Consider the following 21,422-nt stretch of genomic DNA (forward strand, 5'->3'; position numbering starts at 1 on the left):
AACAGGCGATGATCACAGCCGCACAGTTGGCCGACGCGGTGGATGCCGCGGTACTCGGCGACAGGGACGGTGCCGACGTCGACCTGGTCGGCGCCGCCATCCGGGCCCAGGATGCGGGGCCCGGGGTCCTGTTCGCGGCACTGCCCGGCGCCCGGGTCCATGGCGCCTCGTTCGGTGCCACCGCCATCGAAGCGGGGGCCTCCGCGATCCTGACCGACCCGGAGGGCATCGCGATCCTGTCGGCCGTCGCGGGGCAGCTGCCGGTGCTCGTCCACCCCGAGCCCCGCTCGGTGCTGGGCGCCGCCTCCGCACTGGTGGCCGGAGACCCGTCGGCCGAGCTCGACGTCGTGGGGATCACCGGCACCTCCGGCAAGACCACGACCTCCTATCTCGTGGAGGCCGCGCTGCTGGGCAGCGGGGCCGTCGCCGGACTCATCGGGACCACCGGCAGCCGGGTGGCCGATCGGGTGCTCCCGAGCCGCCTTACCACCCCGGAGGCGCCTGAGTTCCAGGCACTGCTCTCCCGGATGCGCGCCGAGGGGGCCCGCGCGGTGGCTGCCGAGGTCTCGAGCCACGCACTGCGTCTCGGCCGCGTCGACGGGACCCGATTCGAGGTCGGCGCGTTCCTCAACCTCTCGCAGGACCACCTCGATTTCCATCCGGATATGGAGGACTACTTCCGGGCCAAGTGCCGGCTTTTCGACGCAGCCGCGGACCCCGGCTCCGCCGTCAAGCCGGCCGTGAAGGCGGTCGTGGTGATCGACGACGACTGGGGGCGCCGTCTCAAGGAGATGCGCCCGGATGCCGTGACGGTCTCGGCCGAGCCGGGGGCGGACGCGGACTGGACGGCCGGGGAGTCCGTCACCACCGAGTACGGCACCCAGACGTTCACCGTCCACGGACCGGGCGGGTTCACCACGGAGGTGGAGCTCCCGATCCTCGGGCGCTTCAACGTGGCCAACGCACTGGTCGCGCTCGCGATCGTCGACGCGCTCGGTGTCGATGTGCGGACCGCGGCGGTCGGGCTGACGCAGGTCCGGGTCCCCGGCCGCCTCGAGCCGGTGGTCCGCGGGCAGGACTTCCGCGTCCTCGTGGACTACGCCCACAAGCCCGGGGCGGTGGCCGCCGTCCTCAAATCCGTCCGCGCCCAGACCACGGGGCGGATCGCTGTGGTGCTCGGTGCGGGAGGCGACCGCGACGCCGGAAAGCGCGAGCTGATGGGCGCGGCGGCAGCGGACATCGCCGACCTGGTGGTGGTCACCGATGACAATCCGCGCACCGAGGACCCGGCGTCGATCCGGGCCGCCGTCCGGGCGGGCGCCGAATCCGCCGCCGGGGAACACACGCTGGTGCGGGAGATCGGCGACCGCGGCGCCGCCATCGGGACGGCGATCGACTGGGCCCGCACGGGAGACATCGTGGTGATCGCCGGCAAGGGCCACGAGACGGGCCAGGAGATCAACGGGACCGTGTACCCGTTCGACGACCGCGCCCGGGCGGCGGAGGAACTCGTCAGACGCCTTGGATACACCGCCCATGAGGGCGAGACGGAGGACAGCACGTCATGATCGACCTCACCCTCGGTGAGATCACCGAGATCGTCGGTGGTCGATTGGTCGGAGGTGCCCCGTCCACTGCCGTCACCGGAACCGTCGAGTTCGACTCCAGGCGCGTCGCAGAGGGCGGGCTGTTCCTGGCCCTTCCCGGCGAGCGGGTCGACGGCCACGATTTCGTCGCGCGCGCCCTGCGATCGGGGGCGGCCGCGGCGCTGGTGGCCAGAGAGGTCGACGGTGCGGGGGGACCACAGATCGTGGTGCCGCAGGTCAATCGGCGTGAGACCAACGCCATGGCGCTGGCCGCCGACACCGACGGCTCCGGGGCGGCGGTGCTGGCGGCGCTCGGTTCGCTGGCCCGCGCCAGCGTCGAGCGGCTGGTCGCCGAGCACGGTCTCACCGTGGTCGGGGTGACCGGCTCGTCCGGCAAGACCAGCACCAAGGACCTCATCGGGGCCGTGCTCACGGCGGCGGGCACCGTGGTCGCCCCGCCCGGCTCGTTCAACAACGAGATCGGCCACCCGTGGACCGCGCTGCGTGCGGACGAGTCGACCGACTTCCTGGTCCTCGAGCTCAGCGCCCGGGCCCCGGGCAACATCACCGAGCTCGCGGCCATCGCCCCGCCGCGGGTGGGGGTCGTGCTCAACGTGGGAACGGCCCACCTGGGGGAGTTCGGCTCGCGCGACGTCATCGCGGCGACCAAGGGGGAGCTCGTCGAGGCGCTCCCGTCCGCCGCCGACGGTGGTGTCGCCGTACTGAACGACGACGACGAGCGTGTCTCCGCGATGGCGTCCCGCACGTCCGCGGACGTCGTCCGGGTGGGCCTCGGGTCGTCGGCGGACGTGCGCGCCGAGCGGGTGTCCCTCGACGACGAGGCCCGCGCGTCCTTCCGGCTGATCACCCCGCAGGGTGAGGCCGACGTCGCACTCCGGGTGCACGGCGAACACCAGGTCGGCAACGCGCTGTCCGCGGCCGCCGTCGGCCTGGCCTGCGGGATGGGTGTCGACCGGGTCGCCGCCGCACTCGGGACCGCCGAGGCCGCCTCGGAACGCCGGATGGACGTCCGGGTGACCGCTGACGGCGTCACGGTCATCAACGATTCGTACAACGCCAACCCCGACTCGATGCGGGCCGCGCTGAAGTCCCTGGCCGTGATGGCCCGCTCGGGCGGCGGCCACCGCCGTACCTGGGCCGTTCTGGGTGAGATGGCGGAACTCGGCGACGACTCGGTGATCGAGCACGATCTGGTGGGCCGGTTCCTGGTCCGGCTCGATGTGTCCCAGCTCGTCGTCGTCGGCCATGGCCGCCCGCAGCGGGCAATGTTCCAGGGCGCGGTGCAGGAGGGCTCGTGGGGTTCGGAGGCGGACCACGTCGCCACCGCCGAGGAGGCATCGGCGATCCTGGACGAACGCCTGGCCCCGGGGGACATCGTGTTGGTCAAGGCCTCGTCGGCCGTCGGTTTGTGGGGTGTCGCCGAGCATGTGCTCGCGGCGCGTGGTGAGGAGAACCAGCAGTGACACAGATCATGGTCGCCGGCGTCATGGCGTTCGTCGTGAGTATCTTCCTCACTCCGCTGCTCATCATCTACTTCCGCCGCCACGGGTACGGCCAGGAGATCCGGCTCGAGGGCCCGAAGTCCCACATGAGCAAGCGCGGGACGCCGAACATGGGCGGTCTAGCGATCCTGACCGCGGTGTGGCTCGGGTACATCGTGGCCGGCATCGTCGGCCAGGTGACGGTGGGTGGCGGCGGCTTCACCGCCTCCGGCCTGCTGATCCTCGGACTCGCCACCGCACTGGCCGTCGTCGGGATGATCGACGACGGCCTCAAGGTGTTCAAGCGCCAGAACAAGGGCCTGGGCATCCTGTCCAAGACGGCGGGTCAGGTCCTGGCCGCGGTCGCGTTCGGCATCCTCGTGCTGCAGTTCCGGAACGCCGACGGGCTCACCCCGGCCAGCCAGTCCCTGAGCTATGTGCGGGACTTCGTCGCGGTCACTTTCCCGTTCGTCGTGTTCCTGGTCTTCATCGTCGTCCTCGTCTACGGCTGGTCCAACGCGGTCAACTTCACCGACGGCCTGGACGGTCTGGCGGCGGGCTCGATGGCCATGGTCATGGGCACCTACGTCGTGTTCAGTTTCTGGCAATTCCGATACTCCTGCTTCTCCACCGCGGAGGGCGTGGACCTGTCGGGCTGTTACCAGGTCCGTGACCCCCTCGACATCGCCGTGGTGTGTTCGGCGGCGCTCGGCGCCTGCCTCGGCTTCCTGTGGTGGAACGCGGCCCCGGCCAAGATCTTCATGGGCGACACCGGGTCGATGTTCCTCGGTGGCATCGTCGCCGGCGTCTCGGTGGTCTCGCGCACCGAGCTGCTCATGGTCGTGGTGGGCGCGGTGTTCGTCATCGAGTTCGTCTCCGTCCTCATCCAGGTGATCGCGTTCCGGACCACGGGGCGCCGACCGTTCCGCATGACCCCCATCCACCACCACTTCGAGAACGGGGGATGGGCCGAGACCACGGTGACCATCCGGTTCTGGCTCCTGGTCGCGATCTCGTGCGGCCTGGCGATCGCACTGTTCTACGGCGACTGGCTCGCGGCGTCGGTGTGAGGGGTGTCGGGGAGATGACGGCCGTGGCCGAGATCGATGTGCGCGCGCTGACCGGCGCCCGGGTGCTGGTGCTGGGCGCCGGTGTGTCCGGACCCGGTGCGGTGCGGATCCTCGACGCCCTGGGTGCCGACCCGGTGGTCGCCGATTCACGGCCCGAGGCGATCGAGCGCCTTCGCGCGGCGCTGCCCGAGGGCGTGACGTGCGCGGGGGTCGACCTCGACCGCGCCGCCGAGCTGCTCGCCGTCGGCGACGGGCGGAGCCCCGTGGAGCTGGTCGTGACCAGCCCCGGGTGGCGTCCGGATTCCCCGTTGTTGGTCGCCGCCGCCGAGTCGGGGGTGCCGGTGTGGGGAGACGTGGAGCTGGCGTGGCGTGCCGACGCCGCGGAGCTGTTCGGCCCGCGCCGCACGTGGCTCGCCGTGACCGGAACCAACGGCAAGACCACCACCACCGCGATGCTCGAGGCGATCTGCCTCGAGGCAGGGATGGCCGCCCGCGCGTGCGGGAACATCGGCCTGCCGGTGACCGACGTGCTGCTCGCCGAACCGCGTGTGGCCGTGCTCGCCGCCGAGCTGTCGAGCTTCCAACTCCACTGGGCGCCGAGTTGCCGCCCGGACGTGGGCGTGGTGCTCAACGTGGCCGAGGACCATCTGGACTGGCACGGGTCGATGGCGGCCTACGCCGCGGCCAAGGCGCAGGTCCTCACCGGTCGCGTGGCGATCGCCGGCGCCGACGACGAGATCGCCGCGCGTCTGCTCGCCGACGCGCCCGCGGCAACGCACATCGGGGTGCGCCTGGGCGCACCGGCGCCGGGCGAACTGGGCGTGACGGACGGGATCCTCACCGCATGTCTCGGGACACACCGGGGTGACGACGACGAGACCGTCGACCCCGTCCCGCTCCTACCGGCCGCCGACGTGTCCCCGGCGGGCCCCGCGGGCGTACTCGACGCGCTCGCCGCCTCGGCGGTGGCGCTGTCCGTGGGGGCGCGTCCGGAGCATGTCGCCGCGGCCCTGCGTGCGTTCGAGGTGGGCGCCCACCGCGCGGCGCCGGTCGAGACGATCGACGGCGTGCACTACGTGGACGACTCGAAGGCCACCAACCCCCACGCGGCGCGCACGTCGCTGCTCGCGGGCGGGCGGCGGGTGTGGATCGCCGGTGGCCTGCTCAAGGGCGCCGACGTCGATCCGCTCGTGGCCGAGGTCGCGCATGTGCTGCGCGGTGTCGTGCTGATCGGCCGTGATCGCGGCCGGATCGCGGAGGCATTGGCCCGACACGCGCCCGACGTGCCCGTCGTGCAGCTGGAATCAGGGGACGATGGCGTCGTCGCGGTTCCCGACGAGCCGCAGCAGACGATGGACCGCGCGGTCGCGGAGGCCGCACGGATGGCCACAGGTGGCGACACGGTGTTGCTCGCCCCCGCAGCCGCGTCGATGGACATGTTCACCGACTACGGCCACCGCGGGCGCAGCTTCGTCCTCGCCGTGGGCCGCGTGGCCGGGAGGTAGGGCATGGCACTGGAGAACCCCGCTCGCCGTGGGCGACGCCCCGGCACCGACGCCGACCGCGCCGCCGACAGGCCCACCGGCGACGTCGATGACCGTGAGGCCCGTCCTGACCTGCTCGGCCGCATCGCCGCGCCGCTGGTGGCGATCAACCGTGCTCCGCTGACCTCGTACCACGTGGTCATGGTGGTCACGGCACTGCTCACCGTGATCGGGCTCGGCATGGTGCTGTCCAGCTCGAACGTGCTCGCCTTCTCCGGCGGCGGCACCCCGTTCGACATCTTCCTGCGGCAGGCGATGTTTGTGGTCATCGGCTCGGTCGGGTTCGCGGCGGCGCTGCGGATGCGCTTCGACCTGTTACGCAGGTTGGGGACGCCGATGCTGCTGGTCTCGATCGGCCTGCTCGTGGCGGTACTCATCCCGGGCATCGGGTCCGAGATCAACGGCTCGCGCGGTTGGATCAACCTGGGGTTCTTCTCCATCCAGCCCGCCGAGATCGCCAAGTTCGCGTTCATCATCTGGGCGTCCTCGGTGGTCGCCAAGCGCATCCGGACGGGGTACTGGCTGGACCTGCTGTTCCCGGCGGTGGTCGGCTTCGTGGTGGTGGCCGGTCTGGTGCTGGCGGCTCCAGACCTGGGCATGGCGACCGCGGTGACCGTCGCGTTCCTGTGCGTCCTGTGGTTCTCCGGGTACCCGTCGCGACACTTCTTGTTGGTCATCGCACTGGGCGTCGTCCTGTTCGCGGTGTCCGCAGTGACGTTCGCCTACCGCTTCGAGCGGATCCGCACCTACATCGACACCCTCCGGGGCGACTTCTCCAACCCCCAGGGCGCGGCCTACCAGTCGTATCAGGGCATGCTCTCCCTCGCCGACGGCGGACTGTTCGGCGTGGGGTTGGGGCAGTCCAGTGCGAAGTGGTTCTACCTGCCCGAGGCGACGAACGACTTCATCTTCGCGATCATCGGCGAGGAGCTCGGCTGGTTCGGCGCGGCGGTCGTGGTCTCCCTGTACCTCACGCTCGGCTGGGCCGGAATGCGGATCGCGATGCGGTCGGTCGACCCGTTCCGTCGGCTGCTCGCAGGCACCATCACGGCGACGATCGTCCTGCAGGCGTTCATCAACATCGGCTACGTGGTGGGCCTGCTGCCCGTGACCGGCCTGCAGCTGCCGCTCATCTCCAACGGCGGCACCTCGGCGGTCGTCACCCTGACCTCACTCGGTCTGCTGGCCAACTGTGCACGGCACGAGCCGGAGGCGATCTCCGCGATCCTCTCGTCGCCGCAGCGTCGCCGTCGTCGTCGATTCTCTCTTCCAGACCCGCAGCCCTACACCCCGGAGCGTCCGGTACCCGCCTCGGCGGCCCCCGGTCGTTCCAGCGAGGGCGCCCGCCGCTACGGCGAGCCGGTGACCCGCCGGCCGGCCTCCGGGCCCGGCGGCCCGGCGCCGCGCAGGAGCGGGGGCGGCCGTCGCGTGGCGGAGCCGGCCCCGGTGCCCAGGCCACCCCGCGGCGCGCCGCGGGCGCCGGCGTACGAGACGATGCCGATCCCCGGCGACGCCGCCCGCGACCGTCGGCGCGGCGCTACCGCCATGACCGGCCGCAACGCGCGCCCCGTGCGCGGTCGCGACGAGGAGCGTCGCCAGCCGCGACGTGCCACCGACCCCGGCGCCCGGCCGACCCCGGGGACCCCCAGACCAAGTCCGATCCACCGCGGTAGGGAGCGATGAATACGAGTACGACACGCGGGCCCTCGGTCCTGGTGGTCGGCGGCGGGACCGCCGGCCACATCGAACCCGCCCTCGCGGTGGGCGAGGCCGTCACCGTCCTGGACCCCGCCGCCCGTGTCACCGCGGTCGGCACCCCTCGCGGGCTGGAGACCGAGATCGTCCCCCAGCGCGGCGTGCCCCTCGAACTCGTGGACCCGGTCCCGCTCCCGCGGCGCGTCAACGGCGACCTGTTCCGGCTGCCCGGGCGGCTCTTCAGGGCCGTCCGCGGCGCGCGCGCGATGCTGCGCCGGACCGAGGCCGACGTCGTAGTGGGATTCGGCGGCTACGCCTGCGTGCCGGTCTACCTCGCCGCCGGGCCGCTCGCCGGTCGCGGCCGGCGGGTGCCGATCGTCGTGCACGAGGCCAACGCCCGCGCCGGGATCGCCAACAAGCTCGGCGCCCGGTACGCCGAGGCGACGCTCGCGGCCGTGACCGACTCGGGGCTCGATGCCCGGGTGGTCGGTAACCCCGTCAGACAGTCGGTCGCGAATCTCGCCCGTCGGGAGCTGCGCGCCGAGGCGCGTCAGGCCTTCGGCCTCGACCCGGACGCACCGACCCTGCTGGTGGTCGGCGGTTCCCAGGGCGCCCGCTCGCTCAACACGGCGATGTCCGCGGTCGCGGAGGAGTTCTCCGCCGCCGGCGTCGGCGTGCTCCACGCGGTGGGCCCGAAGAACGTCGACGACGCACCGACCGTGACCGGAGCCGGCGCGCCGTACGTGACGGTGCCGTACCTGGACCGCATGGACCTCGCGTACGCCGCCGCCGACCTCATCCTGTGCCGCTCCGGCGCGATCACCGTGGCCGAGGTCTCGGCCGTCGGGCTGCCCGCCGTGTTCGTCCCGCTGCCCCACGGCAACGGCGAGCAGGCGCTGAACGCGCGGGACCTCGTCGCCGGCGGTGGCTCCCTGATGGTCGACGACACCGACCTGAGCCCCGACTACCTGCGGGCGACGGTGTTGCCGCTCGTACTCGACCGCGACCGGCTCGACGCGATGTCCGTGGCCGCCGTCAGCGGCGGCTCCCGAAACGCGGCGGAGGTCGTGGCCCGGGCCGCGCTCGACGCCGCCGGAAAGGCCGCCCGGTGACCGACATCCCCGCCGCCCACGCCGCGGTCCCCGCGGTCCTGAACCGCGTGCACATGATCGGGATCGGCGGCGCCGGCATGTCCGCCGTCGCCCGCATCCTGCTCGACCACGGAGTGGCGGTGTCGGGCAGCGATGCGCGCGACTCGGTCGAGCTGCGCTCGCTCGGGGATCGGGGCGCGGTGGTCCGCGTCGGCCACCACCGTGACGCGCTCGGCGCGCTGGGGCAGGCCCCCGAGATCGTGGTGGTCTCCAAGGCCGCGATCCCCGCGGACAACCCCGAACTCGTCGCGGCCCGTGCGGCCGGCATCCCCGTGGTGACCCGCTCCCAGGTGCTCGGGCAGCTGGCGCGCTCGGGCCGGTCGATCATGGTGTGCGGGACCCACGGTAAGACCTCGACCACCTCGATGCTCATCGCGGGGATGGCCGCGGCCGGATCGGATCCGTCCTTCGCCGTGGGCGGAACGGTCCTGCAGTTCGGTACCAACGCCCGGGGCGGCGCGGACCCGGTGTTCGTCGCCGAGGCCGACGAGTCCGACGGTTCGTTGGTGCATTACGACCCCGACGTGGTGATCCTCACCAACGCCGAACCCGACCACCTCGACCACTTCGGGACCGCCGAGGCCTACTTCGAGGTGTTCGACACCTTCCTCGCCCGCATCCCCGCGTCAGGTGCGCTCGTGGTGTGCCTCGACGACGAGGGCGCGGCCGAGCGCGCCCGCCGCGCCGCCGCGGCCGGCGTGCGCGTACTGGGATACCGCACCACCACCGGCCCGGCCACCGGCCTCCCCGTCGCCGCCGCGCTCGACACGGTCACGGTCGACTCGACCGGCGCCCGCGCCGGGCTCACCCTCGACGGTGAGGTCCGGGGCGAACTGCACGTGGGTACGCCGGGCGAGCACATGGCGCTCAACGCACTCGCCGCACTGCTGGCCGCACGTGAGGTGACGGGTCACGACCGATTCGACCTCGAGGGCTTCCTGGCGGGGCTGTCCGGATTCGGGGGAGTGGGGCGCCGGTTCGAGCCCAAGGGCGAGGCGCGGGTGGACGGCGGCCGGGCGCGCGTCTTCGACGACTACGCGCACCATCCCACCGAGGTGACCGCGGTTCTCGGCGCGGCACGCGAGATCGTCGAGACAGACGGCGGACGCCTCGTGGCCGTGTTCCAGCCCCACCTGTACTCGCGGACGCGGATCTTCGCGGAGGAGTTCGGCCGGGCGCTGTCGCTGGCGGACGAGGTGGTCGTGCTCGAGGTCTACGGCGCCCGGGAGCAGCCCGAGCCCGGCGTCGACGCGGGGCTCATCACCCGTCACGTCACCGCGCCCGTGCACAGGGCCGCCGACCTCGACGAGGCCCTGTCCACCGTCACCGGCCTGCTGGCCCCGGACGATGTGGTGTTCACACTCGGCGCCGGCGACATCACCACGCTCGGCCCGCGCATCGTCGCCGGCGCCGGGCAGGGGTCGTGAGGGGGACCGGACGGTGACCGACGACCCCGTCGACCGGCCTGATCCCGGACGGGAGGGCCCGCTGACCGACGACCCCGACCGCCACCGGGACGCGGCCGCCGTTCGCGAGTCCGACGAGCGTGTCCGGCACTCCGATCCGGCCGTCCGCGCCAGGCTGCGGCGTCGACGTCGCCGGACCAACCGCATCTACATCGGGCTCGGTGTGGCCCTGGTCGTCATTCTCATCGCGTACATCGCCATGTACTTCCTCCCGGTGTTCGCGGTGCGCGAGGTCAACGTCAACGGACCGCAGACCATCCCCGGGGAGGTCGTCGTGGAGCGTGCCGCGGTGGCCCCCGGGACCCCGCTGCTACAGGTGGACACCCACGCGGTGGCCCGCCGGGTCGCGGGGATCCCCCGGGTCGACCAGGTGACGGTGACGCGCGACTACCCGTCGGCCCTACGGATCGAACTGGTCGAGCGGACCGCCCTGGTGGTGGTGGACGTCGACGGCGCACAGCATCTGGTGGACGCCCAGGGCATCGACTTCGGTGAGGGGGAGGCGCCGCCGGGAACGCCGCTGCTGACCGTGGGCGAGGAGGCGCAGAGCAACCTGCCGGGGATCGTGCGTGACCTGGCGACCGTGTTCGACGCGGTCCGGGGCACGGCCGGACAGGAGATCACCGCGGTCGAGGTGGACACCCCGGCCTCGATCGTCCTGACGCTCGGGGACGGCCGGATCGTCGAATGGGGCGCGGCGGGCCGCGACCAGGAGAAGGCGATCGCCCTGCAGATGGTGCTCGAGCAGCCCGGCGAGACCTGGAACGTCTCCAATCCGGCGCTGCCGACCTCCCGCTAGCCGGCCGGACGACCCCTTCACGTACCGGTCGACACGACACGCCCGCGCGCTTCGTGGACGCACGGGGCTGCTGCCCCTACCGTGTGATCCGACGGCGGAAAAGGCCTCTGACCAGCAAGTTTAACCCTCAACTAGAGGGTGAGACTTCAGGTTCACAGAACTTTCGTCGAGACAGCACGCAACCGAGCACGACACCCCCAAAGGAAGGCCGGGCCTCGATGAGCTCACCGCATAACTACCTCGCAGTCATCAAGGTCGTCGGAATCGGCGGCGGTGGCGTCAACGCGGTCAACCGCATGATCGACGAGGGGCTCAAGGGCGTCGAGTTCATCGCGGTGAACACCGATGCGCAGGCCCTGCTCATGTCGGACGCCGACGTCAAGCTCGACGTGGGCCGTGAGCTCACCCGCGGGCTCGGTGCCGGCGCCGACCCGGAGGTCGGCCGTAAGGCCGCAGAGGACCACAAGGACGAGATCGAAGAGGTCCTCAAGGGGGCCGACATGGTCTTCGTCACCGCCGGCGAGGGTGGCGGCACCGGCACGGGTGGCGCGCCCGTGGTGGCGGCGATCGCGCGCAAGCTCGGCGCGCTCACCGTGGGTGTGGTCACCCGCCCGTTCTCCTTCGAGGGCAAGCGTCGCGGCGGCCAGGCCGACTCCGGCATCGATCAGCTGCGCGAGGCCTGCGACACGCTCATCGTGATCCCGAACGACCGTCTCCTCCAGCTGGGCGATGCGGGGGTGTCGATGATGGAGGCGTTCAAGACCGCCGACGAGGTCCTGCTCAACGGTGTCCAGGGCATCACCGACCTCATCACCACCCCGGGCGTGATCAACGTCGACTTCGCCGACGTCAAGGGCGTCATGTCCGGCGCCGGCAGTGCCCTCATGGGAATCGGCTCGTCACGGGGGGAGGGTCGCGCGTTCAAGGCCGCGGAGGCCGCGATCAACTCGCCGCTTCTCGAGACCACGATGGAGGGCGCCAAGGGCGTGCTCATGTCCATCGCTGGCGGCAGTGACCTGGGACTGTTCGAGATCAACGAGGCCGCCTCGCTCGTGCAGGAGGAGGCACACCCGGACGCCAACATCATCTTCGGCACCGTCGTGGACGACTCGCTGGGAGACGAGGTCCGCGTGACCGTCATCGCCGCCGGGTTCGAGGGCGGATCGCGTCCGATCACCGCGGGCGGTGCCCAGCCGCGCCGCGGACGTCACCATCTCGACGACGAGGATGCGGTACCCGGGGCCTCCGGGGACATCGGCGGAGCCTCCGAGCTCGGCTCGACGCCCCTCGGTGGCGGCCGTCGCGAGGAGCCGTCGTACCCGGCGTCCGCCGGCTCGGCCGGGGCCTCGTCCTCGCCCGCACCGTCGTCCCGCCGCCGTGACGAGGACGACGACATCGACGTCCCGCCGTTCATGCGGCACTGAGGCCGATAGTGGCATCTCACAGCACCGGACGCGTCCGCCGGGTGGTCACCGACCGTCGTGGCGGCGCGTCCACCGGTGATTTCGACTCGTTCAATCTGGGCGACCACGTCGGCGACGCCCCCGCGGCGGTCGCGGCGAACCGGGCGCGGCTCGCACGCCGCCTCGGTCTGCCCGCCTCCGATGTCGTGTGGATGGATCAGGTCCACGGCACCCGCATCGCCCGCGTCACCCGGGCGACCGGCGGGCCCGTCCCCGCCACCGACGGTCTGGTGACCGACAAGCCGGGTCTGGCCCTGGCCGTGCTCACCGCGGACTGCGTGCCCGTGCTGGCCGCGGACTCCGAGGCCGGTGTGATCGGTGCGGTCCACGCCGGACGGGTCGGTGCCGTCGGTGGGATCGTGCCCGCGCTCATCGGGGCCATGACCTCCCTCGGTGCCCGCGCCGAGCGAATCACTGTCCTGCTCGGCCCCGCCGCGGCGGGGGAGCACTACGAACTCCCGGACGAACTCGCCGACGAGGTCGAGGCGGCGTTGCCCGGCAGTCGGACCCGTACCGTCGGCGGCACCGCCGGGGTCGACCTCCGGGCGGGTATCACCCGGCAGCTCGCCGGACTCGGCGTGAGCAGGGTCGACTCCGATCCGCGGTGCACGATCGCCGACGAGTCCCTGTTCTCCTATCGCCGGCAGGGCCGGACCGGACGACAGGCCTCCGTCATCTGGCGCGACTAGGTGTCGACGACGCCTGCAGGATCGCGACCGCTTCGGGCAGCGGTGTCTGGCCGGGCCGCCGTGTCTGGCCGGGCCGACGGTAATTCCGATAGGTTACGGGCCATGCAGCACTGCGTCGGCGTATCGGTAGGTGGTCGTGACTGACCCCCGGACAGAAGAACTGGCGAGCCGACTGGCCGCCACCCGCGAACGACTCGACGCCGCCCTGGCGGCTGCCGGCCGGACGGACGAGGTCGACCTCGTCGTCGTCACCAAGTTCCATCCCGTCGACGACGTGATCCGTCTCGCGCGGCTCGGCGTGCGCGACGTGGGGGAGAACCGGGTCCAGGAGGCGGCCGCCAAGGTCGCCGACCTCGCGGCGGCCGACGCCGGGCTCGCTTCCTCGGTGCGGTGGAACATGGTGGGCAACATCCAGTCCAACAAGGCGACCGCGGTCGCCGGGTGGGCCGACCGGGTCCACTCCGTGCACTCGGCGAAGGTCGCAGGCGGCCTCGACCGCGGCCGGGCCCGACTGGCCGACGAGCGTGACGACGTGCTCCCGCTGCCCGTCCTCCTCCAGCTCAGCCTCGACGGCGACACCTCGCGCGGCGGGGTCTCGCGAGAGGACCTGCCCGCGCTCGCCGACCACGTGGCCGGACTCGCGCACCTCACCCTCTCCGGACTGATGGTGGTGCCCCCACTCGAGGGGGATGCGGCCGCGCACTTCGCCGATGCCGCGGAGGTCGCGGAAGGCCTGCGACGTGCGCACCCCGGGGCGATCGGGTTCTCGGCCGGCATGTCCGGAGACATCGAGGCCGCGATAGCCGCGGGATCGACCTGCGTGCGTGTCGGAACGGCGATCCTCGGCCCCCGCCCAGTAGTTTGAGATCCAACCTCGTGGGAGGCGTCTCCCACGACGCCTAGCCCGCGACGACCCCGTTACCAGGAAGGTCCCGGAAGATGAGCGCAATCGCCCGGTTCAAGGAGTACTTCGGAATGGCGCCCGTCGCGGCGTACGAGGACGAGTACCTGGACGACTACGACCGCCCCGTGCACCACGACCCCCGGGCCTCTCGCGCGATGCACGAGATGGATGACCTGGACGCGATCGGACGCGATCGCCGGGACGATTACGGCTACGCCGCGGATCGGTACGCCGAGGAGCCTGCACCGCGTGCCCGCCTCGAGGAGTTGGACCCGATCGACGATCGGGCCGCCGCCCCCCGCAGGGCCATGGCAGACGAGGTCGCGCCGCGGCCCCGGCGCTACCACGCCGCCGAGGCCGGCGCCCGCGCCTCGATGCGCGGTGTGCCCGCCACCCGCGGAGCGGTCGCCCTCGCCCCCGAGGAGGACTTCATCGAGGACGGGCTGGTCACCGTGCCCGAGACCGTGGTCGAGCGTCCCCGTGGCTTCGGTGACGGGAAGAGCCTGGGTGATCACTTCCGCGCCGGTCGCGCCGTGGTCCTGGACCTGTCCACGATGGCCTCCGGTGACGCGCGCCGCATGGTCGACTTCGCCGCCGGGCTCGTCTTCGGTCTGGACGGCCGCATGGAGAAGGTCGCCGATCGCGAGCGCACCTTCCTGCTGCAGCCGGCCGGCATGGACCTCACCGAGGCCGAGGTCCGTGACGCCGTCAACGGTGCATTCCGTCGCTGACCGACGCCGGCCGACGCGTTCCCACGAGGTGACAGTAGGGTTGAGTCGTGCGTGAAATCCTGCTGGTCCTCTATATCGCCACCCAGGTCTTCTGGTATCTGCTGCTGGCCCGGATCGTCGTCGAGATGATCGCCTCGTTCTCCCGTAGCTGGAGTCCGAAGGGGTTCGTCGCCGTGATGTTGGAGTGGCTGTTCACCCTCACGGATCCGCCGGTCAAGGCGTTGCGGAAGGTGATCAAGCCGGTCCGGCTGGGGCAGATCTCGCTGGATCTCTCCGTGCTCGTACTGTTCGTGATCATCATCGTGATCCAGGTGATCCTGCGGTACCTGATGTTCAGCGTCGCCTGAGTCTCTGCGGGGTCATGGTGACGCGCGGGCTGATTGTGACTAGATTGGCACGCGTTAAGGTAGTAATGATGTCGTGGGTCCGGTGCGAAAACGCCGGACCGGCACCCGAGACGACCACGAGGGGTATCCCATGCCGTTGACTCCAGCCGATGTGCACAACGTCGCGTTCTCCAAGCCGCCGATCGGTAAGCGCGGCTATAACGAGGACGAGGTCGACCAGTTCCTCGACCTGGTCGAGAAGGAGCTCGCGGAACTCGTGGGGGAGAATGAGGATCTCCGTCATCGGGTCGACGAGCTGAGCAAGGACCTCGAGAAGGCCCGCAAGTCCGGCGACAAGAGCGACAAGGGTTCCGCTGACTCCGGCGCCCCGAGCGCCCCGCAGGCTGCGGCCCCGGCCGCGCCGGCTGCCCCCGCGCCCACGCCTGCTGCGACGCCGGCCGCGGCCACCCCGTCGCTCGGCAGATCGGAAGACGAGGGCGCGGCCAACTCCGACACCCACCTGCGTGCCGCCCGCGTGCTGGCCATGGCGCAGGAGATGGCCGATCGTCTCACCGGCGAGGCCAAGAAGGAGTCCGACGGGCTCATGTCCAAGGCCCGCGGCGAGTCGGATCGGCTGGTCGGCAGCGCCAAGTCCGACTCCGAGAAGATGGTCCGTGACGCCCGCAAGGAGGCCGACCGCATCCTCGGCGAGGCCAAGAACAAGTCCGACGGGATCGTCAAGGACGCCCAGGCCCGCTCCGAGCAGCAGGTCAAGGAGGCGCAGGCCAAGGCCGACGCCCTGCAGGCCGACGCCGAGCGCAAGCACACCGAGATCATGGCCACGATCAACCAGCAGCGCGGCGTGCTCGAGGGTCGGATCGACCAGCTCCGCACCTTCGAGAAGGACTACCGCAGCCGGCTCACCAGCTACCTCGAGAACCAGCTCAATGAGCTGGGTAAGAGCGGTTCCGCCGCCCCGGCAACGCCCGGTGACGTCAGCTCCGCGTCCGACAAGGACAGCAAGTAGGAATCCGGGCACCGCGCTGATAGGCCGGTGATCTGAGGCCTCGGCCCCCGCCCCTGCCCAGGGTGCGGGGGTCGACGTATATTCGAGGGCAGTGGACGACCGCCGGTAGGTGTCGTCGTCCCCGCCACCGACACCCGCTCCACAATGCACCAGGAGGAACGATGCTCGTCGCCGCACTCGGACTGACGATCCTCGGGTTCGCATTCCTCGTCGCGGCGGTCGCCACCGGCAACATCGGGTGGGCGTGGGCATGCATCGCGGTCGGTGGGATCGGTCTGCTCCTCCTGCTGGTCGACCTGATCCGTGGCCGCGGCGGTCGTGATGAAGCGCCGACCGCTGACGCGGAAGAGGCGGACACCAACGCCGACGGGTAGGATCTGGAACTATCCGGCCTCGATCCGGACGCGCACTGATCCGGCCATCACCGGGGAGCGCTCGGAAGAACGGCCGATCCTGTTCCGGGACGGCTCAGTAGAACCGAACGGGAAGGCCCGTCACAGCCTGACCCACGAGTGGGCGTCGCGTCGTCGTCGTCAAACGGGGTGGTACCGCGGACGGGTGCGCTGGTCGCACCCGGATCGTCCCCGAGCGCAGGTCTGACGGCCCCACGGATGCGAACTCGTGCGGGCCCCGTACGCGAGGAGTCCCGCCCAGATGAGTACCGAATCCGCGACCCCGGATGCCGAGAGCCCCGGAACCGCCGTCACCGGTAGCGCGTACCCGATCCTTGACCTGACCGGCGGCGGCATGGCGAAGTCGCCGTCGTTCCCCGCGCTCGAAGAGACGGTCCTTGCCCGCTGGGACGACCGGGACACCTTCCGCGAGTCCATCCGCAACCGTGCGGACGCCGAGGAGTACGTCTTCTACGACGGGCCCCCGTTCGCCAACGGCCTGCCCCATTACGGCCACCTGCTCACCGGGTACGTCAAGGACGTCGTCCCGCGCTACCGCACCATGCGTGGCTACAAGGTCGACCGCCGCTTCGGTTGGGACTGCCACGGCCTGCCCGCAGAGCTCGAGGCGGAGAAGCAGCTGGGCATCACGGAGAAGTCGCAGATCCTCGACATGGGTCTGGCCGAGTTCAACGCCGCGTGCAAGAAGTCGGTGCTGCAGTACACCGACGAATGGGAGGAGTACGTCCACCGTCAGGCCCGTTGGGTGGACTTCGAGAACGACTACAAGACCCTCGACATCGACTTCACCGAGTCCGTGCTGTGGGCGTTCAAGCAGCTGTACGACAAGGGGCTGATCTACAAGGGCTTCCGCGTGCTGCCGTACTCCTGGTACGAGCAGACGCCGCTGTCCAACCAGGAGACCCGTCTGGACGACGCCTACAAGATGCGCCAGGACCCGGCCGTCACCGTCGGTCTGCCGCTCGAGGCCCCGCAGGACAGCCCGTTCCACGGCGCCGAGGCGCTGGTGTGGACCACCACCCCGTGGACCCTGCCGTCGAACCTCGCGGCCGCCGTGCACCCGGACATCGACTATTCGGTGGTCCGCGTGGCCACCGGTGAGTTCGCCGGCCGCACCTTCGTCCTGGCGGAGGCCCGGCGTGCTGTCTACGCGGCCGAGTTCGGTGAGGACGCCGAGGTCGTGGCCACCGTCAAGGGCTCCGAACTCGTGGGCCTGCGGTACACCCCGCCGTTCGACTTCTTCGCCGGGCACCCGAACTCCCACGTGGTCCTGGCCGCCGATTACGTGACCACCGAGTCCGGCACCGGCATCGTCCACCAGGCCCCCGCGTTCGGTGAGGAGGACATGGAGACCTGTAGTGCCGCCGGGATCGAACTGGTGATCCCCGTCGGCCCGGACGGCAAGTTCACCTCCGAGGTGCCGCCGTACGCGGGGCAGCTGGTCTTCGACGCCAACGCGCCCATCTCGCGCGACCTGCGGGCCGCCGGCCGTCTGATCCGCCACGAGACAATCGAGCACTCCTACCCGCACTCGTGGCGCTCCGGACAACCGCTCATCTACATGGCGCTGCCCGCGTGGTTCGTCCGGGTGACCGCGTTCCGCGACCGCATGGTCGAGCTCAACCGCGAGCAGATCACCTGGATGCCCGAGCACGTGCGCGACGGGCAGTTCGGCAAGTGGCTCGAGGGCGCCCGAGACTGGAACATCAACCGCAACCGCTACTGGGGCGCGCCCATCCCGGTGTGGGAGTCCGACGACCCGGCGTACCCGCGCGTGGACGTCTACGGCTCCCTCGACGAGCTCGAGCGGGACTTCGGCGTGCGACCGACCGACCTGCACCGCCCGTACATCGACAACCTGACCCGGCCGAACCCGGACGACCCGACCGGCAGGTCCACGATGCGCCGCGTGGCGGACGTATTCGACTGCTGGTTCGAGTCCGGCTCCATGCCGTTCGCGCAGGTCCACTACCCGTTCGAGAACAAGGAGTGGTTCGAGACCCACTTCCCGGGCGACTTCATCGTCGAGTACAACGGCCAGACCCGCGGCTGGTTCTACACCATGCACGTCCTGGCCACGGCGCTGTTCGACCGCCCCGCGTTCACCCACGTCGCCGCCCACGGCATCGTCCTGGGCAACGACGGGCTCAAGATGAGCAAGTCCAAGGGCAACTACCCGGACGTCAACGAGGTGTTCTCGCGGGACGGCTCCGACGCCATGCGCTGGTTCCTCATGAGCTCGCCGATCCTGCGCGGTGGCAATCTGGTGGTGACCGAGCAGGGCATCCGTGAGGGCGTGCGCCAGGCGATGCTGCCGCTGTGGAACTCGTACAGCTTCTTCCAGCTGTACGCCTCCGAGCGCGCGACCTGGCGGACCGATTCCCAGCATGTGTTGGACCGGTACATCCTGTCCCGGCTGGCGTCGACGCGCGACGCCATGACCGAGGCCCTGGACATCACCGACATCGCGGCGGCCTGCGACGAGCTGCGCCTCTTCGCCGACGCCCTGACCAACTGGTACGTGCGACGCTCTCGCTCGCGCTTCTGGGCGGGCGAGTCCAGCGGTCAGGATTCGCGCGACGCGTTCGACACGCTCTACACGGTGCTCGAGACCACCATGCGTCTGGCGGCCCCGCTGCTGCCGCTGATGTCCGAGGTGATCTGGACCGGGCTGACGGGCGAGGAGTCCGTACACCTGGTGGACTGGCCGGCCGCGGACTCGCTGCCCCGCGACCCGGGTCTGGTCGAGGCGATGGAGGCCGTGCGGGCGGTGTGTTCGACCGTGTCCTCGGTGCGCAAGGCCAAGCAGCTGCGCGTGCGACTGCCGCTCGACACTCTCACCGTGGCCATGCCGGACGCCGAGCGGTTGCAGCCGTTCACCGGGATCATCGCTGATGAGGTCAACGTCAAGAACGTCGTCCTCACCAGCGATGTCGCCGCACATGGTCGGATGGAGCTCGCGGTCAACGCGCGCGCCGCCGGCCCCCGCCTGGGCAAGCAGGTCCAGGCCTGTATCAAGGCCGCCAAGACCGGCGACTGGACGGAGGTCGACGGCGTGGTGACGGCCGGCGGTGTCCCGCTGGAGGAGGGCGAGTTCGAGCACCGCCTCGTGGCCGCCGACCCCGAGTCCACCGCCGCGCTCCCCGGGGGCGCGGGCCTGGTGGTCCTGGACCTCACGGTGACGGAGGAGCTGGAGGCAGAGGGGTGGGCCAAGGACCGCATCCGCGAACTGCAGGAGGCGCGCCGTGCGGCGGGCCTCGACATCTCCGACCGTATCCGGGTGCGCATGGCGGTCCCGGCAGAGCGACGCGAGTGGGCCGACCGCCACGCGCAGCTCATCGCGGGCGAGGTGCTGGCCACCGACTTCGCGGTGGTCGACGCCCTGGATTCGGCCGACGGGGATCCGATCGAGCTCGCCGAGGGCGTCAGGATGACGCTGTCTCGGGTCTGATCGGACTCCCTCGTGGGTGAGGGGCAGGACCGGTGGGTCCTGCACGTGGACATGGATGCGTTCTTCGCGTCCTGTGAGCAGCTCACCCGGCCGACCCTTCGGGGTCGGCCGGTGCTGGTCGGCGGTACCGGCGGCCGCGGCGTCGTGGCAGGTGCCTCGTATGAGGCCCGCGCCTTCGGTGCCCGGTCGGCGATGCCGTCGCATCAGGCGCGCCGCCTTGTCGGTCCGTCGGCGGTGTTCGTGCCGCCGCGGATGCCGGTGTACCGCGCGCTGAGCCGTCGGGTGTTCGAGGTGTTCGCCGAGCACGCCCCGGTGGTCGAGCAGGTGTCGGTCGACGAGGCGTTTCTCGAACCCCCGGAGCTCCGCGGCGCGGACTCCGATCGGACGCGGGCCTGGGCGCAGGATCTGCGCACGGCGATCCGCGAGGCCACAGGGCTACCGGCGTCGGTGGGTGCGGGGGCCGGCAAGCAGTACGCCAAGATCGCCTCTGACCTGGCGAAACCTGACGGGATCGCGGTGGTGTCGCGCCGCGATCACGCCGACGTCCTGGGGCCGCTTCCCGCCCGGAGCCTGTGGGGTGTGGGCCCGGTGGCGGGGGAGCGGCTCGCGCAGTTCGGGATCGCGACGATCGGTGACCTGGCGGAGATGGACGACGACGACGTCGTGCACGCCCTCGGCCGGACGGTGGGCCCGGCGATCGCCCGCATCGCGCGCGGTTACGACGACCGCCCCGTCGAGGAGCGGGCCGAGGCCAAGCAGATCAGCGCCGAGAGCACGTTCGCCGCCGACCTCACCACGGCCGGCCAGGTGGTGGCCGCCGTACGCCGGGCCGCGGAAGGCGCGCACCGCCGCCTGCTCACGGATGGGCGTGCGGCCCGCACGGTGACGGTCAAGGTCAAGCGTTCCGATTTCACGTCGATCACCCGCTCGTACACGCTGCCGCAGGGCACCACGTCGCTGGAGACGATCATCTCGGTGGCCCGCTCGTTGGCCCCGGACCCCGTCGAGTTCGGCGCGATCCGCCTGCTCGGCGTGGGGCTCTCGGGTCTGACGCAGTTCCATCAGGACGCGTTGTTCGAGCAGGAGTTCGTGCCGGACCACCGGGCGGGTGGAGGCGTGGGTGGAGGGTCAGGATCCGACGACGACGAGCTGCCCGACATCGTCGGGGTGGGCACCACCGTGACATCCGAGAGCGCGGACCCGGGGGAGGAGCCGGGCGGCGCGCTGGACGAGAACGCCGAGCCGGACGGGATCACCAGGGTGGGGCGGGACCTCGCGGGCGCCGGTGCCGAGAACGGCGGCTCGGTCGGCGTGGTCCCGACGATCGGTGCGTGGCGGCAGGACTCTGACGAGCGGTTCCGCACCGGGTCGGATGTGCGGCATCCCGAGTTCGGGCACGGGTGGGTGCAGGGCTCGGGCCACGGCCGGGTGTCGGTGCGGTTCGAGACGGCGGCCACCGGGCCGGGACGCATGCGCACCTTCGCCGACGACGATCCCGCCCTCGAGCCCGCTGATCCGCTGGATTCCCTCGGGTGGTGACCGGCGTCCGACCGGTCTGCCCGATCGTGCCGCTCGCGGCCTTCGTCCCGCTCCGTCGCGCGCGGT

The 21,422-nt window shown here is 71.3% G+C and carries 17 protein-coding genes; all 17 read left to right on the forward strand.

Going from position 1 to position 21,422, the window contains the following annotated elements; all coding sequences use genetic code 11:
* Nucleotides 1-8: 8 nt before the first annotated feature.
* Nucleotides 9-1,568: a UDP-N-acetylmuramoyl-L-alanyl-D-glutamate--2,6-diaminopimelate ligase gene (locus ACWGLC_RS08610; RefSeq protein ID WP_452099486.1), complete on the forward strand. Its 1,560-nt coding sequence runs from the start codon at nucleotides 9-11 to the stop codon at nucleotides 1,566-1,568.
* Nucleotides 1,565-3,070, forward strand: a complete 1,506-nt coding sequence (locus tag ACWGLC_RS08615) for a UDP-N-acetylmuramoyl-tripeptide--D-alanyl-D-alanine ligase (RefSeq protein ID WP_452099488.1) — start codon at nucleotides 1,565-1,567, stop codon at nucleotides 3,068-3,070. The genes ACWGLC_RS08610 and ACWGLC_RS08615 overlap by 4 nt, the downstream gene beginning before the upstream one ends.
* Entirely contained in the window at nucleotides 3,067-4,158 is a 1,092-nt protein-coding gene (mraY, locus tag ACWGLC_RS08620; RefSeq protein WP_452099489.1) for a phospho-N-acetylmuramoyl-pentapeptide-transferase, read from the forward strand. Before ACWGLC_RS08615 ends, mraY begins: the two co-directional genes overlap by 4 nt.
* Before the next feature lie 14 nt (nucleotides 4,159-4,172).
* Nucleotides 4,173-5,663, forward strand: coding sequence for a UDP-N-acetylmuramoyl-L-alanine--D-glutamate ligase (gene murD / locus ACWGLC_RS08625; RefSeq protein WP_452099490.1), 1,491 nt, complete (start codon nucleotides 4,173-4,175; stop codon nucleotides 5,661-5,663).
* 3 nt (nucleotides 5,664-5,666) lie between these two features.
* A complete protein-coding gene (ftsW, locus tag ACWGLC_RS08630) occupies nucleotides 5,667-7,385 on the forward strand; it encodes a putative lipid II flippase FtsW (RefSeq protein ID WP_452099491.1) in 1,719 nt (572 codons plus the stop codon).
* On the forward strand, nucleotides 7,382-8,509 hold the full coding sequence (murG, locus tag ACWGLC_RS08635; RefSeq protein WP_452099492.1) for an undecaprenyldiphospho-muramoylpentapeptide beta-N-acetylglucosaminyltransferase: 1,128 nt from the start codon (nucleotides 7,382-7,384) through the stop codon (nucleotides 8,507-8,509). Before ftsW ends, murG begins: the two co-directional genes overlap by 4 nt.
* A gap of 53 nt (nucleotides 8,510-8,562) precedes the next feature.
* Nucleotides 8,563-9,975 carry a UDP-N-acetylmuramate--L-alanine ligase gene (gene murC, locus ACWGLC_RS08640; protein ID WP_452099511.1) on the forward strand — a complete coding sequence of 471 codons (1,413 nt, stop codon included), beginning with the start codon at nucleotides 8,563-8,565 and terminating at the stop codon, nucleotides 9,973-9,975.
* Between the two features lie 13 nt (nucleotides 9,976-9,988).
* Nucleotides 9,989-10,813: a cell division protein FtsQ/DivIB gene (locus ACWGLC_RS08645; RefSeq protein ID WP_452099493.1), complete on the forward strand. Its 825-nt coding sequence runs from the start codon at nucleotides 9,989-9,991 to the stop codon at nucleotides 10,811-10,813.
* A gap of 218 nt (nucleotides 10,814-11,031) precedes the next feature.
* A complete protein-coding gene (gene ftsZ / locus ACWGLC_RS08650; RefSeq protein WP_452099494.1) occupies nucleotides 11,032-12,237 on the forward strand; it encodes a cell division protein FtsZ in 1,206 nt (401 codons plus the stop codon).
* Between the two features lie 8 nt (nucleotides 12,238-12,245).
* Nucleotides 12,246-12,965 carry a peptidoglycan editing factor PgeF gene (pgeF, locus tag ACWGLC_RS08655; protein ID WP_452099495.1) on the forward strand — a complete coding sequence of 240 codons (720 nt, stop codon included), beginning with the start codon at nucleotides 12,246-12,248 and terminating at the stop codon, nucleotides 12,963-12,965.
* A gap of 136 nt (nucleotides 12,966-13,101) precedes the next feature.
* Nucleotides 13,102-13,830: a YggS family pyridoxal phosphate-dependent enzyme gene (locus ACWGLC_RS08660; protein ID WP_452099496.1), complete on the forward strand. Its 729-nt coding sequence runs from the start codon at nucleotides 13,102-13,104 to the stop codon at nucleotides 13,828-13,830.
* Nucleotides 13,831-13,904: 74 nt separating this feature from the next.
* Nucleotides 13,905-14,600: a cell division protein SepF gene (locus ACWGLC_RS08665; RefSeq protein ID WP_295651402.1), complete on the forward strand. Its 696-nt coding sequence runs from the start codon at nucleotides 13,905-13,907 to the stop codon at nucleotides 14,598-14,600.
* Between the two features lie 47 nt (nucleotides 14,601-14,647).
* Nucleotides 14,648-14,947 carry a YggT family protein gene (locus ACWGLC_RS08670; RefSeq protein WP_230929440.1) on the forward strand — a complete coding sequence of 100 codons (300 nt, stop codon included), beginning with the start codon at nucleotides 14,648-14,650 and terminating at the stop codon, nucleotides 14,945-14,947.
* Between the two features lie 130 nt (nucleotides 14,948-15,077).
* Complete coding sequence (gene wag31, locus ACWGLC_RS08675) at nucleotides 15,078-15,953, forward strand: DivIVA-like cell division protein Wag31 (protein ID WP_452099497.1); 876 nt, start codon at nucleotides 15,078-15,080, stop codon at nucleotides 15,951-15,953.
* A 161-nt stretch (nucleotides 15,954-16,114) separates the two neighbouring features.
* Nucleotides 16,115-16,327, forward strand: coding sequence for a hypothetical protein (locus tag ACWGLC_RS08680; protein WP_230929438.1), 213 nt, complete (start codon nucleotides 16,115-16,117; stop codon nucleotides 16,325-16,327).
* A 280-nt stretch (nucleotides 16,328-16,607) separates the two neighbouring features.
* Complete coding sequence (gene ileS / locus ACWGLC_RS08685) at nucleotides 16,608-19,817, forward strand: isoleucine--tRNA ligase (RefSeq protein ID WP_452099498.1); 3,210 nt, start codon at nucleotides 16,608-16,610, stop codon at nucleotides 19,815-19,817.
* Nucleotides 19,818-19,829: 12 nt separating this feature from the next.
* A complete protein-coding gene (locus ACWGLC_RS08690) occupies nucleotides 19,830-21,356 on the forward strand; it encodes a DNA polymerase IV (RefSeq protein ID WP_452099499.1) in 1,527 nt (508 codons plus the stop codon).
* The last annotated feature ends 66 nt before the right edge of the window (nucleotides 21,357-21,422 follow it).

Source organism: Dietzia sp. NPDC055877 (assembly GCF_053615975.1).